This is a genomic window from Aeromonas sp. S9(2024) (genome assembly GCF_041403185.1).
GTDB classification, from domain to species: Bacteria; Pseudomonadota; Gammaproteobacteria; order Enterobacterales; family Aeromonadaceae; genus Aeromonas; species Aeromonas enteropelogenes.
In genome coordinates, this window is the sequence record NZ_JBGLRE010000001.1 from 510,409 (window position 1) to 523,947 (window position 13,539).

Sequence of the window (13,539 nt, forward strand, 5' to 3'; positions counted from 1 at the left end):
AGGATGTACTCAATGAAGCACTTCGAGGTCAATTTCGACGGTCTGGTCGGCCCGACCCACAACTACGCCGGCCTCTCCTACGGCAACGTCGCCTCCCAAAGCAATGCCCAGGAAGCCTCCAATCCCAAGGAGGCGGCCAAACAGGGGCTGCGCAAGATGAAGGCATTGACCGAACTTGGCATGACCCAGGGGGTGCTGGCCCCGCAGGAGCGGCCGGATCTCGCCACCCTGCGCCGCCTCGGTTTTACCGGCAACGATGCCAGAGTGCTGGAACAGGCTGCCAAACAGGCCCCTGCCGTACTGGCGGCCTGCTATTCGGCCTCCAGCATGTGGACAGCCAACGCCGCCACCGTATCACCGAGTGCCGACACCCAGGATGGCCGAATCCACTTCACCCCCGCCAACCTGACCAACAAATTCCACCGCTCTCTGGAGCCCGAGGTTACCGGCCGGATCCTGCGCGCCGTGTTCAACAACGAGCGCCACTTCAGCCACCACCTCCACCTGCCGGAAAACGATCACTTCGGCGATGAAGGGGCCGCCAATCACACCCGGTTGTGCCGCGCCTATGGCGAGGCGGGGGTCGAGCTGTTCGTCTACGGTCGCAGCGCCTTTGATCTCTCCCACCCCGCGCCCAAGCGCTACCCGGCCCGCCAGACCCTGGAAGCGAGCCAGGCCATCGCCCGTCTCCATGGCCTTGGTGACGAGAGCGTGGTGTTCATCCAGCAAAACCCGGATGTGATCGATCAGGGGGTGTTCCACAACGACGTGATCGCGGTGGGCAACCAGAACGTGCTCTTCTTCCACCAGCAGGCGTTCCTCAATACCGAGTCGGCGCTGGCCGAGGTGCGCACCAAGTTTGGCGAAGGGGACCTGCACTTCATCGAGGTGCCGACGGCGGAAGTTTCCGTGCTGGATGCGGTGAAATCCTATCTGTTCAACACCCAGATCCTGACCCTGCCCTCGGGCGAAATGGCCATCATCGCCCCCACCGAGTGTCGCGACAACCCGGCTGTGTCAGCCTATCTGGACAAGCTGCTGACTCAGGGCACCCCGATCAAGCAGGTGCACTACATGGACGTGAAGCAGAGCATGCGCAACGGCGGCGGACCCGCCTGCCTGCGACTGCGGGTCGCCATGAATGACGAGGAGCTGGCCGCCGTCAATCCGGCCTGCCTCATCAACGATGCCCAGTTCGCCCGTCTGGACGCCTGGGTGGAACGTCACTACCGCGATCGCCTGACCCTGGACGATCTGCGGGATCCGGCCCTGGTGCTGGAGTCCCGCAATGCACTGGACGAGCTGACCCAGATCCTCAAACTCGGCTCCGTCTACCCGTTCCAGCGCTGAGCCTGCCTTGCAGCACAAGGCCGCCGATTAAGGGCGGCCTTGTTTTTTTATGCTGTTTTTCATTCCCGCAGAACAGGCAACCGATGCATATTGTGCAGAAAAACAGCACACAACTTGCTGATAAGCATGAAATTTGAGCGGGATGTATCAAAAAATCGACGAACAGTCACTTTTTACTGCCAGAAGGGTGCGCAAGGGGTTCACAAAGCCCAAGGATCTGTTAGTATGCGCCTCGCACTTGGGGAGGGGTTCCCGAGCGGCCAAAGGGATCAGACTGTAAATCTGACGGCTCTGCCTTCGAAGGTTCGAATCCTTCTCCCTCCACCATTCAAGTGCAACAATCAGGAAAATACCCCGTGGAGGGGTTCCCGAGCGGCCAAAGGGATCAGACTGTAAATCTGACGGCTCTGCCTTCGAAGGTTCGAATCCTTCTCCCTCCACCATCTTCCTGAACAATTTGTGTAGTGCCCCTGTGGAGGGGTTCCCGAGCGGCCAAAGGGATCAGACTGTAAATCTGACGGCTCTGCCTTCGAAGGTTCGAATCCTTCTCCCTCCACCATCATTCAAGAAAACCCGGCCCTGCGCCGGGTTTTCGCTTTTTGGCTCCTCACCTATCCTCTGCTTGCTGTCAGATCTGACACTTGTCAAAACCCTGGCTATTGCGCATCGTGGATACATCTTCATTGGAGTCTTCATATCATGTTTGAAGTCTGGGACCAGGATGGTCATGCCAACGGACTCACATTGCAGGCACTCAAGCTCAGGGTCAGCCGCTATCAGGGGGATCTGATGGTGCGTTACAGCAACAAGCTGGGGCTGCCTACCACCCTGTTCCTGACGGTGCATCAGGGGGTTGCCTACCAGCGCTTCAAGGCAGGCTCCCCGAAGCTGAACTGGGAATGGTTGGCCAAGGCCGGCAATGGCCGCGTCCCCCGCCACTTCATGAACAGCCACTTTCCCCGAGTGCACCTCGCTCACTGATCTGCCCCCAGGCTCTGTCCCCAGAACGCGGCTGGCATGCCAGCTCGCGCCTTCCCGGCGTCCCCTGCTAAATTGCATGATGACGTAGGGACGAGTACAATCTCGCACCCCGTGTTTCCGGTGCCTCCCCTGTGAACGTGCAGCATGGAGACACCGCCGGGTCGTGGCGCATCGAGAAGCTGCTCGAGCCCCGCTCAACCCATACGACGCCATCAGGTGGCGCCGTCCTGATTTGCAATCAGACATAAGAGTCCGACATGTTTAAACCAGAATTGCTCTCCCCCGCAGGTTCCCTCAAGAACATGCGTTACGCCTACGCCTATGGCGCCGATGCCGTCTATGCCGGCCAGCCCCGCTACAGCCTGCGGGTGCGCAACAACGAATTCGATCACGAGAATCTGCAGCTCGGCATCAACGAAGCCCATGCCCTCGGCAAGCAGTTCTACGTGGTGGCCAACATCCAGCCCCACAACTCCAAGCTCAAGACCTTCATCCGCGACATGCGCCCTGTGGTGGAGATGAACCCGGATGCGCTGATCATGTCCGACCCCGGTCTCATCATGATGATGCGTGAAGCCTTCCCCGACATGCCCATTCACCTCTCGGTGCAGGCCAACGCGGTCAACTGGGCCACGGTCAAGTTCTGGCATCAGATGGGCCTGACCCGTGCCATCCTCTCTCGCGAGCTGTCGCTGGACGAGATCGAGGAGATCCGCATGCAGGTGCCTGAGATGGAGCTCGAGGTGTTCGTCCACGGCGCCCTCTGCATGGCCTACTCCGGCCGCTGCCTGCTCTCCGGTTACATCAACAAGCGCGATCCTAACCAAGGCACCTGCACCAACTCCTGCCGCTGGGAGTACAAGGTGCACGAGGGCAAGGAAGACGAGGTGGGCCAGATCGTCCACCGTCAGGAGCCCATCGCCGTACAGAAAGTCGACCCGACCCTGGGCGCCGGCAAACCGACCGATGCCCTAGTGCTGCTGGAAGAGTCCAACCGTCCGGGCGAGTACATGAGCGCGTTCGAGGACGAGCACGGCACCTACATCATGAACTCCAAGGATCTGCGCGCCGTCGAGCACGTGGAGCGCCTGACTAGGATGGGCGTCCATTCGCTGAAGATCGAAGGCCGTACCAAGTCCTTCTACTACTGCGCGCGCACCGCCCAGGTCTATCGCAAGGCGATCGACGATGCGGTAGCCGGCCGCCCGTTTGACCGCAGCCTGATGGGTACCCTGGAGAACCTGGCCCACCGCGGCTACACCGAAGGCTTCCTGCGCCGTCACAACCACAGCGAATACCAGAACTACGACTACGGCTACTCGGTCTCCGATACCCAGCAGTTCGTCGGCGAGATCACCGGTCGCAACGGTGACATGGTGGAAGTCGAGGTGAAGAACAAGTTCCTGGTGGGCAACAGCCTGGAGCTGATGACCCCGCAGGGCAACCTCAGCTTCAATCTGGAGCAGATGCAGAACCGCAAGGGCGAGCTTATCGACACCGCGCCGGGCAACGGCCACGTGGTCTACGTGCCGGTACCGAAGGAAGTGGACGTGAACTACGGCATCCTGCTGCGCAACCTCGGCGAGCGCGAGGACACCCGTCAGCCCCACTCGGCCGCCTGAGATGTCCCTGCTCATCACCGACAAGTGTATCAACTGTGACATGTGCGATCCCGAGTGTCCGAACCAGGCCATCAGCCTCGGTGAGGAGATCTACGAGATCGACCCCAGTCGCTGCACCGAGTGCGTCGGTCACTACGAGAAGCCGACCTGCATCAGTGTCTGCCCTATCGACTGCATCATCTGGGATCCCGCTCATGTGGAGACCGAAGAGCAGCTGATGGAGAAGTTTGTGCGGATGCACCGGCAGTAACGCCTTCATCAGCGTCTGCAGTTCACGGACTGCATCATCCGGGATCCCGCTCATGTGGAAACCGAAGATCAGTTGATGGAGAAGTTCGTACGGATGCACCGGCAGTAACACCGGCATCAGCATCTGCGCCACATGGACTGCATCCTCCGGGACCCCGTCCATGTGGAAACGGAAGAACAGCTGATGGAAAAGTTTGTGCGGATGCACAGGCAATAGAATGCAACAAGGCCGGGGATATCCCGGCCTTGTTCATTGTGTCTTTCGGCTACTGCTCAGGACTTTCCAATCAGCTGCTGCAGCGCCAGCAGCTCGCGTTCAGCCTCCAGCAGGCGAAGCTGGGAGGCATCGAGCTTGCCCTGCTTGTCGGCTACCCTGTCCGGTCTGCCGGCAACACGCGCCTGTTGCAATTCACTCAGATACGCATCCACCTCTTGCTGCATCTTTGCCACCCGTTGTTGCTGCTCCCGGTAAAGCCCTTCGTCGCTACAGTAGGCCTGAATATTGCGTTTTGCCCGCTCCAGCCCAGCTACTCTGTCGCCATTTTTTTGAGCTTTAGCCTCAACCAGTTGTTCATCGACCGCCTTCAAACGAGCCTTGCAGCCGACAGCTTGGCTGCCATAGGCCTGGCCCGCCAGCAACAGCAGGCTCGCACCTATCATCTTCCACATCAGGATCCACCCGGTTATATCTGCTTTTCGAGCTGCCCATAAAAACCTCGATCCGGGGCCGGGTCAAGACGACGGGAAACAGGTGCGACAGAAGTTGTACTGAGTCACGCCATCCCTCTCCCGTTGGTTCTACAATGTCGCTTTTGCAAGCTGGAGTCTGTTATGAAGCAAGATATTGTCGTGATCGCCAACGGTGCCCCCTACGGCAGCGAATCCCTGTTCAATGCCCTGCGACTGGCCATCGCCCTGAATGAACAGGGTGGCGCCACATTGAAACTGTTTCTGATGTCGGACGCGGTGAGCGCAGCCTTGGCGGGTCAGGCCCCGGCCGAGGGGTACAATCTGCGCCAGATGCTGGAGATCCTGCTGGCCCAGGGGGTGATCATACGGTTGTGCAAGACCTGTACCGATGCGCGCGGCATTACGGCGCTGCCGCTCATCGAAGGGATCGAGGTGGGAACCCTGCCGATGCTGGCCCAGTGGACGCTCGCCGCCGACAAGGTACTTACTTTCTAATGCTCTGTTTTTAATTACTTTTTATCTTCCATCCCCCCTATAGTCCACACCATGGCCCTCATAGTTTGGGGGTCATTAAGGCCCCCCCTCATTCAACTGACTACAATATCAATTGCCATCACGGCTTTATCTGCACCGCATTCCCCGCCGGACGACGGCGTCGCCATGGACAGAGGACAACAATGAATCCAACCGAACAGACCCTGCTCGAACAGATGCGCATCACCGAATTCGAAATTGCCCATCGCAAAGCGCTGTTGCTGTTCACCGAACGGGATGCCAACCTGCTCGGCAGCTATCACGGCAATATAGAACCCCGTATCGATACCCTGGTGGATCAGTTCTACCAGCAACAAACTGCCATCACCGAGATTGCCCTGCTGATCGGCGACGCCGATACCCTGACCCGGCTGCGCACGGCCCAGCGCCGCTACATCCTCGACCTGTTCAGCGGCCTCTACGATCTGGAGTACGTCAACAACCGGCTGCGGATCGGGCTGGTACACAAGCGGATCGGAGTGGAACCCAAGCTCTATCTTGCCGCCATCAACACCCTCAAGGCGCTGCTCATTGAAGACATCTTCGACCAGATAGGCGAAGAGGCGGATCGCGTCGCCATGCTGACCGCTCTCGACAAGTTGTTTCTGTTCGACATTACCCTGGTATTCGAGACCTATATCCGCAGCCTGGTATCGGAGATCGAATCCTCCAAGGAGAAATCGGACAACTACGCCAGACTGCTGGAGGAGAAGGTGCGCGAGCGTACCCAGCAGCTGGAGGAGCTCAATCGCACCGATGCCTTGACCGGATTGCTCAATGTGCGCCATCTGCAGGAGCGCTTGCTGCTGACCCTGCGCACCTGCCAGCGCCGGGCCGAGCCTGTGGCCATCGCCTATCTCGACATAGACAACTTCAAGCAAATCAATGACACGGAGGGGCACCAGCGGGGGGACGAGATCCTGCGGGTCGTGGGTAACTGCATTCGCAAAGTCTCTCGCACCGAAGACAGCTGTTTTCGCTATGGCGGGGACGAATTCTGCCTGATCCTGCCCAACTGCAGCGAATCACAGGCCCGCGACATCTACCTCAAGCGGCTCACCAAGACTCTCAAGGAACAGCTGGAAGACATCACCCTCAGCATCGGCATAGTGCAGACAGGCCCGGAGCGCTACGACGATGGCCTGAGTCTCATCCGCCTTGCCGACGAACGCATGTATGCCGCCAAGAAGGCGCTCAAGGAGGTCACCCCGGGCAACACCCACTGATCTCTTAACCCTGCTCCAGCACGGGGGACGACGGCCTGCGCCTCTGCAACCTGGCTCCCCATTCATAGAGCATGAAGGTCACGACACAGAGCAGGGTCATCAGCAGGTAGAGCCATTGCCCGCTCCACCGCTCGATGATCCAGCCCCCCAGCAAGGCCCCCGCCGCACCGCCCAACCCCGCCAGGGCACTGGCCCCGAAGTAACTGCCCTTGAGGTGGCCGGGCGCCATTTGATCGATCAGCACGTTGAGCAGCGGAAACAGGATTGTTTCACCGAGACTGAGCAGCAGCACGGCCGCAAACCAGTGGCTGCGCACCAGGGGATCCCCCATGGCAAACAACAGCTGGGCCGCAAGAAACAGGGCCATGCCGATATGCAACCGAACCCGCACTGGCCAGCGCGAGAGCAGCCGCAGCAGCGGGAACTGCAGCACCACCACGGTCAAGGCATTGGTGGTCACCAGCAGGGCCACCAGCTCCGCCACCTCGGGCATGCCGGCACGGGTGAGATACTGCACCAGTGGCGAGTGAAACTGGGAGTAGACGAGCACCATCAGGAGGTTGGCCATCACCAGCAGCAAAAAGGCCCGATCTGCCAACAAGACCCTGATGGCATCGCGCAGACCCGGGCCGCCCATGCTGCGCTTGCCGGTGGCGGCCACCTGACGAAAGCCCCAGACAAAGGCCAGCCCCAGCAGCAGATAACTGAGCGACAGCACCACGAAGGTCTCCTGCTGGGCATTGATGCCGAGAGTCACTCCCAGAAGCGGCCCCAGTGCCGCCCCCAGGTTGAGCAGGAAGTAGCGCAGATGCAGCGCCAGCTCCCGCGCCTTGGCCGACGCCAGACTGTCGGCCATCAGCGCCTTGCCGGGGGCATCGATGAGCCCGGATGAGAGGCCACTGCCCATCACCCCGACGCCGAGCCAGAAGACGGCGTGGGAGAAGCCGAGCAGCCCGAAGCAGAGCATCGCCACCAGACAGCCCGCCAGCAGTATGCTGCGACGCCCGAAGCGATCAGAGAGCCAGCCACCGTAGAAGCTGACCAGGGTGGAGAGCGCCATCGAGCCCCCCAGCAGCAAACCTATCAGGGTGGCCGACAACCCATAGTCCCGATAGAGCAGGATGGAGAGAAACGGCCACACCATGTAGTAGCTGGTACGCACCATGAAGGTACCCAGGATGACGATCCAGACCAGAGGGGTAAATTGCCTTAAGGTGCTCCATTGCATGGCCTATGCTCCCTGCCCTACGGGGGCAACGATGAAGAGGGGAAAGCGTTCAGTTGTAGCAAGGGGATTCAATGGAGGCAACTTCATTCCCAGCTTTCCCCTCAATAAAAAGAGAGGCCAGCCGGATCTCTCCGACTGGCCTGCTGGTTGGTCCGCGTGTCCGCCCCCCAGACGCACACGCAAAGCACCCGAGCTAGCGCCAGGGACTCTGCTGCCAGAGGCGGCCGAGGCCCGCTTCCAGCGCCTGCGCGCCTTGCTGACCCAGTTTCTGGGTCAGGCTCTTGGGCTTGCGATAGCGAATGCCCACCACCTTGTGGTGACCGGCCTGCGCCAGCAGATAGTCATCGCTGGTGCAGAGGGAATCCACCAATCCCAGCCCCTTGGCCTGGCTCGCCAGCCAGTGCTCGCCCGTGGTGACTTTGTCGATCTCGAGCGCGGGTCTGTGCTCGGCCACGAATGCCTTGAAGCGCTCGTGGATGGCGGCCAGCTCCTCGCGAAACTTCTCGCGCCCCAGATCGTCATTCTCACCGAACATGGTGATGGTGCGCTTGTATTGACCCGCAGTGTGCATCTCGAATTCGATATCGTGCTTTTTCAGCAGCTTGTTGAAGTTCGGCATCTGGGCGATCACCCCGATGGAACCGACGATGGCAAAGGGAGCAGCCAGGATCTGATCCGCCACGCAAGCCATCATGTAGCCGCCACTCGCTGCCACCTTGTCGATGGCCACGGTGAGCTTGATGCCCTTGTCGCGCAGACGCTGCAACTGGGAGGCCGCAAGGCCATACCCGTGCACCACGCCACCACCTGACTCGAGCCGCAGCAACACCTCGTCACCGGGCTGGGCCACGCCAATCACGGCGCTCACCTCTTCACGCAGGGAGGCGACCTCCTTGGCATCCATGCTGCCATGGAAATCGAGCACAAACAGACGGCTACGCTCATCGCCAGCCTTGGCGCGCTGCTTCTGCTCCTCTTTCTGCTGCTTCTCCAGCAACTTGCGCTCCGCCTTGCCGGCCAGGGCGCTCTTGAGCTGAAAACGCCCACGCTCCAGCTCGGCGGAGAGATCGCTCACCTCCAGCTCTCCCTTGCGAGCCTTGGGCTGACGGCTGGCAACGATCATCAGGATGATGGCACCGATGGCCAGCAAGAAGGTCACTGTCTTGGCCAAAAACAGGCCGTATTCGGTCAAAAATGTCACTGTGGACTCCAGAAGGGATCGGTTTTGTCACATTCTAGGGAGTTTGCGAGAGCGGCGCAAAAACTCTGGGCCAGCGCGTCAAAAAACCAACTTGACCAACACAACCTCTCTATTTTCTTCACATTTTTCTTGTCATCGACTGGCCAAACAGGCGCCCGGATCAGTACACTTGCCCCCGATTGCCATGCACTTATGCCCAGAATTTGTTAACAGGAGTTGTCATGCTCGATTATCAGGCACCCCGCGATCTGCTCAAGGACAGGGTCATTCTGGTCACCGGTGCCGGAGACGGGATCGGCCGCGAGGCGGCCCTCACCTACGCCGCTCACGGCGCCACCGTGATCCTGCTCGGCCGCACCAGCGCCAAGCTCGAGGCCGTGTATGACCAGATTGAAGCCGCCGGTTATCCCCTGCCCGCCATCGTTCCGGTGGATCTGAAAGGGGCCACCGCCGCCCACTATCGCGGCATGGCCGAGACCTTTGCCCAGCAGTTTGGTCGCCTCGATGGCGTGCTGTTCAACGCCGGCCTGCTGGGCACCCTGTCACCATTCGAACACATCCAGGAGAAGGAGTGGGACGAGGTGATGCAGGTCAACGTCAAATCCGAATTCCTGCTGACCCAGGCGCTGCTGCCGCTCATTCGCCAGACCGCCAAGGAGCACGGCGATGCCTCCATCGTCTACACCTCCTCCAGCGTGGGCCGCAAGGGACGAGCCTACTGGGGCACCTACGCCATCTCCAAGTTCGCCGTCGAGGGCATGATGGAAGTGCTGGCGGACGAGCTGGAGAACACCAAGGTGCGAGTTAACACTCTCAACCCGGGTGGCACCCGCACCCGGATGCGAGCCAGCGCCTTCCCGGCGGAAGATCCGCAGACCCTCAAAACCCCGGCCGACCTGATGCCGCTCTATCTCTATCTGATGGGGCCGGACAGCCGCGGTCAAACCGGCCAGACCTTCGTGGCCCAACCCAAATAAATCAATACAATATCCGGAGCCATACTTGTTGCAGGGGTTAAATTCTATAGGGGTTCACGGCCCCCTGTATGATTTCCCCGGCAACTCCATCCCAACCAGGTTGAACTATGTTTCGTCCCAAAAGCACCTTTGAGCAATGGCGGATCTTTCAGGCAGTGGTCGATTGTGGTGGTTACGCCCAGGCCGCAGAAGCCCTGAACAAGAGCCAGTCCTCCCTCAACCATGCAGTCGCCAAGCTGCAACAGAGTCTGGGGGTGCCCTTGCTGGAGGTGCGCGGGCGCAAGGCGGTGCTGACCGCGGCGGGGGAGATCTTCCTCAAGCGTGCCCGCCAGCTGAGCCAGCAGGTGGAGGAGCTGGAGAACCTGGCCAACAACCTGGAGCGCCAGTGGGAGCCGCAGATCAACCTCTATGTCTCGGCGCTGCAGCCAAGGGAGCGGCTCTACCGGGCACTGGCCCACTTCTACCCCCGCAGCCGTGGCTGCCGCGTCAACCTGCATGAACGTATTCACTGTCACTTCAATGCGTTACAACCCGGCGATCTGATGATTTCGGAGCACCTGCCCGGCGATCGTACCGGTCTGCTGCTCGATGAGATCTGCCTGATCCCCCTGTGCGCCGCCCATCACCCCCTGGCCACCCTGCCACAACCACTGGGCAACGATGCCCTGACCGGTCATAACCGGATCAGCCTGCATCCGCCCATTCACCGCTCGGTGGACTGGAACGATGCAGACGATACCGGCTGGAATGCGACCCACTACCACGAGGTGATCGCCATGCTGCACCAGGGATTGGGCTATGCCTGGCTGCCGCGCCATCTGGTGGAACGCGAACTAAGCGAAGGATCCCTTGTACAGCTGGATCTGAAAAATGGCGGCGAGCGCCATCTTTATACCTATCTGCTGACCCTCTCTCCCGACTCCCTGGGCCCCGCCACCGAGTTGCTGCTGCGCTGCCTGCGCAGTGAATACCAGAGCGACACCCGGCAAGAGGGCTGAACCCTCAGACCTCGGGTACCCGCCAGCAGGCGGCAAGTGCCACCAGCGCCAATCCCAGCGCCACCATGAAGACGGCGTGAAAACCCCACAGCTCCGCCACCGTACCGGCGATGGCCCCCGCCATGATGGAGCCGGTCCGTATGCTGTTGGCAAACAGGGTGGTCGCCACCCCCGCCCGCCCCGGCATCAGATCCTGAAAGTAGGACATCCCGATCCCGGCGACGATCCCGATAAAGATGGCGTTGAACAGCTGCAGCGCGATCAGGGCGTACTGACTGGAGAGGGTCACCAGTCCGCCGTAAAAAGCGACGCCAGCCATTACCGCCAGCAGCAGCATGAAGGGAATTTCAAGCGCCGCCGCCGTGCCCATCAGGATGCCGGCCAGCTTCTCGTCCAGCCCCAGCTCCCGGGTGATGTAGAGCGGCATATTGATGAGGTACATGCTGTTGCAGGTCCACATCAGGGTGGAGGCGATGAAGAGCGCGCGCACTGCCGGATCCCGCCAGCTGCTCACCCGCTCCTGGTCACTGCTCGCGGCAGGCAGGGGCAGTGAGGGGAGCCAGCGCCACACCACCAGGGCACAGAGCAGATAAGCCAGGGCGGAGGCGAGGTACATCAGTTCAAAGCCATAGCCGATGGCCAGGGCAAAGGCGATGGGCGGCCCTATCACCCAGGCCAGGGAAAACTGGGCCCGCATCACCGAGCTGAACATGTCGGCCCGCTTGTTGCGGCTGTCGGAATACTCCCGCGCCAAGGCAAACAACTGGGGACTGGCGGTGGCGGCCAGACTGGCGAGCAGTACCCCCAGGCTCACCAGCAGCCAGTAGTTGCGGTTCCAGGCAAACAGCAAAGAGAGCGCCACGCCGGCAAAGCAGCAGCGCAGGATCAGCTGCTTGCGATCCCCCCTGTTGTCGGAGCGATGGCCGAGCCACTGGCTGATGAGGATGCCGATCACCGCATTGACTGTGTAGAATGCCCCCACCAAAAACGGGCGCACCTGCACCTCTTCGGCCAGAAACAGGCTCAGGGTCGGCACCTGCAGGGCGACGGTGACCCCGGTCATGAAAGTCACGGCCAGAAACGAGAGGGAAACGGGATCCGGGCGTTTAACCGCCGCTATCGACAAGCTCATAGCATTACCACTGGCTGGAGAATCTAAGGAAGGGATTCACGGCTGTCGCCGTTCAAAATAACGCCAGTCATCTTATGCCATTATCAACAGGCGACTCAAGGCTGGCCTCCCGCCGCTTGCGCCTTGCGAGCAAGGCCGCGACCCCGTAGAGTGAAAGCCCATCCGGCCAGCACAAGGAGTTCGCATGTTTGATTTTGATCGGGAAATAGACCGCAGTGGCACCATGAGCCTGAAATGGGACAAGTACAAGGGTCAGGACGTGCTGCCCATGTGGGTTGCCGACACCGATTTTTCCGCCCCTCCCGCCGTCATCAAGGCGCTCACCCGGCGCGTCGCCCACGGCATTTTCGGCTATTCACGCCCCTCGCCCCGCCTGATCGAACTCATCATCGAACGTCTGGCGACCCGCTACGGCTGGACCATACAGCCAGAGTGGCTGGTGTTCCTGCCCGGCGTGGTGCCGGGGCTGAACCTCGCCTGTAAGGCCTGGAGCCAGCATGGCCGCGGCATCATCACCCCCAAGCCGGTCTACTACCCCTTCCTGCAGGCCCCCGGTTTCAATGACCGCCCCCTGCTCACCGTGCCCATGGTAGAAGAGGCGGGCCGCTGGGTACTGGATCTGGAAGAGCTGGAGCGTCAGGCCCCCTCCGCCGATCTGCTGCTGCTGTGCAACCCCCACAACCCGGGGGGCACCGTCTTCACCCGCGAAGAGCTGCTGGCCATCGACGCCATCGCCGCGCGCCACAATCTGGTGATCTGCTCCGATGAGATCCACTGCGACCTGCTGCTGGATAAAAACGCCCGCCACATCCCCTACGGCGCCATCAGCCCGGACGCCGCCGAACGCTCGGCCGTGATGATGGCCCCGAGCAAGACCTTCAATATCGCGGGTCTGTGCTGTTCGTTTGCTGTGGTGCCCAATGCCCGTCTGCGCCTCAAGCTGCAGCAGGCGATGCGCGGCATCAGCGCCGACGTGAACCTGCTGGGCTTCGTGGCAGCCGAGGCCGCCTACGAGGGCGGTGAGCAGTGGCTCAGCGAGCAGATCGAGTATCTGGCCGCCAACCTGGCATTGATCGAACAGGCCGTCGCCCGCTGGCTCGGTGTCACCCTGGCGAACCATCAGGCCACCTATCTGGCCTGGCTCGACGTCAGTGGCCTTGGGCTCGATGATCCCATCGCCTTCTTCGAGCAGGCCGGGGTCGGACTCTCGCCGGGCGCCCAGTTTGGCGACGGCCAGTTCGTGCGTCTCAACTTCGGCTGTACCCGTGCTACCCTGACCAAGGCGCTGGCCCGAATGGAAAAAGCGATCCTGAGTCGCGGCAAAGCCTGATACCCCAGCAAGCGGGATGGG

13 protein-coding genes and 3 tRNA genes are annotated in these 13,539 nt (G+C 60.9%); 12 read left to right on the forward strand and 4 right to left on the reverse strand.

Annotated features, from left to right (window positions below; translation table 11 throughout):
• The first annotated feature begins 12 nt into the window (after positions 1-12).
• From astB to ACB028_RS02310, 7 genes are all read left to right on the forward strand, one after another.
• A complete protein-coding gene (gene astB / locus ACB028_RS02280) occupies positions 13-1,350 on the forward strand; it encodes an N-succinylarginine dihydrolase (RefSeq protein WP_042072216.1) in 1,338 nt (445 codons plus the stop codon).
• Between the two features lie 242 nt (positions 1,351-1,592).
• Positions 1,593-1,677, forward strand: a tRNA-Tyr gene (locus ACB028_RS02285).
• A 31-nt stretch (positions 1,678-1,708) separates the two neighbouring features.
• Positions 1,709-1,793 (forward strand) — tRNA-Tyr (locus ACB028_RS02290).
• Positions 1,794-1,824: 31 nt separating this feature from the next.
• Positions 1,825-1,909 (forward strand) — tRNA-Tyr (locus tag ACB028_RS02295).
• A 140-nt stretch (positions 1,910-2,049) separates the two neighbouring features.
• Positions 2,050-2,331, forward strand: coding sequence for a hypothetical protein (locus tag ACB028_RS02300; RefSeq protein ID WP_042072218.1), 282 nt, complete (start codon positions 2,050-2,052; stop codon positions 2,329-2,331).
• Positions 2,332-2,588: 257 nt separating this feature from the next.
• On the forward strand, positions 2,589-3,953 hold the full coding sequence (yegQ, locus tag ACB028_RS02305; RefSeq protein WP_005303943.1) for a tRNA 5-hydroxyuridine modification protein YegQ: 1,365 nt from the start codon (positions 2,589-2,591) through the stop codon (positions 3,951-3,953).
• 1 nt (position 3,954) lies between these two features.
• On the forward strand, positions 3,955-4,203 hold the full coding sequence (locus tag ACB028_RS02310) for a YfhL family 4Fe-4S dicluster ferredoxin (protein ID WP_005303946.1): 249 nt from the start codon (positions 3,955-3,957) through the stop codon (positions 4,201-4,203).
• A gap of 272 nt (positions 4,204-4,475) precedes the next feature.
• On the opposite strand, the gene ACB028_RS02315 is transcribed toward ACB028_RS02310, so the two are convergent.
• Complete coding sequence (locus tag ACB028_RS02315; RefSeq protein WP_042024771.1) at positions 4,476-4,871, reverse strand: DUF1090 domain-containing protein; 396 nt, start codon at positions 4,869-4,871, stop codon at positions 4,476-4,478.
• Between the two features lie 162 nt (positions 4,872-5,033).
• Between ACB028_RS02315 and ACB028_RS02320 the strand changes: the two genes are divergently transcribed.
• Together ACB028_RS02320 and ACB028_RS02325 are read left to right on the forward strand one after the other, a co-directional pair.
• Positions 5,034-5,387: a DsrE/DsrF/TusD sulfur relay family protein gene (locus ACB028_RS02320; RefSeq protein ID WP_042072221.1), complete on the forward strand. Its 354-nt coding sequence runs from the start codon at positions 5,034-5,036 to the stop codon at positions 5,385-5,387.
• Between the two features lie 182 nt (positions 5,388-5,569).
• Positions 5,570-6,652 (forward strand): protoglobin domain-containing protein, encoded by a 1,083-nt coding sequence (locus tag ACB028_RS02325; protein ID WP_042072222.1) that lies wholly within the window; start codon positions 5,570-5,572, stop codon positions 6,650-6,652.
• Positions 6,653-6,656: 4 nt separating this feature from the next.
• Here ACB028_RS02325 and ACB028_RS02330 read toward each other — a convergent pair whose 3' ends face one another.
• The gene (locus ACB028_RS02330; protein WP_342010397.1) at positions 6,657-7,880 is read right to left on the reverse strand and encodes an MFS transporter; all 1,224 of its coding nucleotides are present in this window, start codon (positions 7,878-7,880) and stop codon (positions 6,657-6,659) included.
• 193 nt (positions 7,881-8,073) lie between these two features.
• Positions 8,074-9,081, reverse strand: coding sequence for a protease SohB (gene sohB, locus ACB028_RS02335; protein WP_371143393.1), 1,008 nt, complete (start codon positions 9,079-9,081; stop codon positions 8,074-8,076).
• A gap of 221 nt (positions 9,082-9,302) precedes the next feature.
• Between sohB and ACB028_RS02340 the strand changes: the two genes are divergently transcribed.
• Both ACB028_RS02340 and ACB028_RS02345 read left to right on the forward strand, forming a co-directional pair.
• Complete coding sequence (locus ACB028_RS02340; RefSeq protein WP_371143394.1) at positions 9,303-10,058, forward strand: YciK family oxidoreductase; 756 nt, start codon at positions 9,303-9,305, stop codon at positions 10,056-10,058.
• A gap of 107 nt (positions 10,059-10,165) precedes the next feature.
• On the forward strand, positions 10,166-11,056 hold the full coding sequence (locus ACB028_RS02345) for a LysR family transcriptional regulator (protein WP_371143395.1): 891 nt from the start codon (positions 10,166-10,168) through the stop codon (positions 11,054-11,056).
• Positions 11,057-11,060: 4 nt separating this feature from the next.
• On the opposite strand, the gene ACB028_RS02350 is transcribed toward ACB028_RS02345, so the two are convergent.
• Positions 11,061-12,188, reverse strand: a complete 1,128-nt coding sequence (locus ACB028_RS02350) for an MFS transporter (protein ID WP_371143396.1) — start codon at positions 12,186-12,188, stop codon at positions 11,061-11,063.
• Positions 12,189-12,372: 184 nt separating this feature from the next.
• Between ACB028_RS02350 and ACB028_RS02355 the strand changes: the two genes are divergently transcribed.
• Positions 12,373-13,518 carry a MalY/PatB family protein gene (locus tag ACB028_RS02355; protein WP_371143397.1) on the forward strand — a complete coding sequence of 382 codons (1,146 nt, stop codon included), beginning with the start codon at positions 12,373-12,375 and terminating at the stop codon, positions 13,516-13,518.
• Positions 13,519-13,539: the final 21 nt, after the last annotated feature.

Coding starts and splice junctions, on each gene's coding strand:
- astB (WP_042072216.1), top strand. CDS start 13: ATGAAGCACTTCGAGGTCAATTTCGACGGTCTGGTCGGCCCGACCCAC.
- ACB028_RS02350 (WP_371143396.1), bottom strand. CDS start 12,188: ATGAGCTTGTCGATAGCGGCGGTTAAACGCCCGGATCCCGTTTCCCTC.
- ACB028_RS02330 (WP_342010397.1), bottom strand. CDS start 7,880: ATGCAATGGAGCACCTTAAGGCAATTTACCCCTCTGGTCTGGATCGTC.
- ACB028_RS02355 (WP_371143397.1), top strand. CDS start 12,373: ATGTTTGATTTTGATCGGGAAATAGACCGCAGTGGCACCATGAGCCTG.
- ACB028_RS02310 (WP_005303946.1), top strand. CDS start 3,955: ATGTCCCTGCTCATCACCGACAAGTGTATCAACTGTGACATGTGCGAT.
- ACB028_RS02320 (WP_042072221.1), top strand. CDS start 5,034: ATGAAGCAAGATATTGTCGTGATCGCCAACGGTGCCCCCTACGGCAGC.
- ACB028_RS02345 (WP_371143395.1), top strand. CDS start 10,166: ATGTTTCGTCCCAAAAGCACCTTTGAGCAATGGCGGATCTTTCAGGCA.
- ACB028_RS02300 (WP_042072218.1), top strand. CDS start 2,050: ATGTTTGAAGTCTGGGACCAGGATGGTCATGCCAACGGACTCACATTG.
- ACB028_RS02340 (WP_371143394.1), top strand. CDS start 9,303: ATGCTCGATTATCAGGCACCCCGCGATCTGCTCAAGGACAGGGTCATT.
- ACB028_RS02315 (WP_042024771.1), bottom strand. CDS start 4,871: ATGTGGAAGATGATAGGTGCGAGCCTGCTGTTGCTGGCGGGCCAGGCC.
- ACB028_RS02325 (WP_042072222.1), top strand. CDS start 5,570: ATGAATCCAACCGAACAGACCCTGCTCGAACAGATGCGCATCACCGAA.
- yegQ (WP_005303943.1), top strand. CDS start 2,589: ATGTTTAAACCAGAATTGCTCTCCCCCGCAGGTTCCCTCAAGAACATG.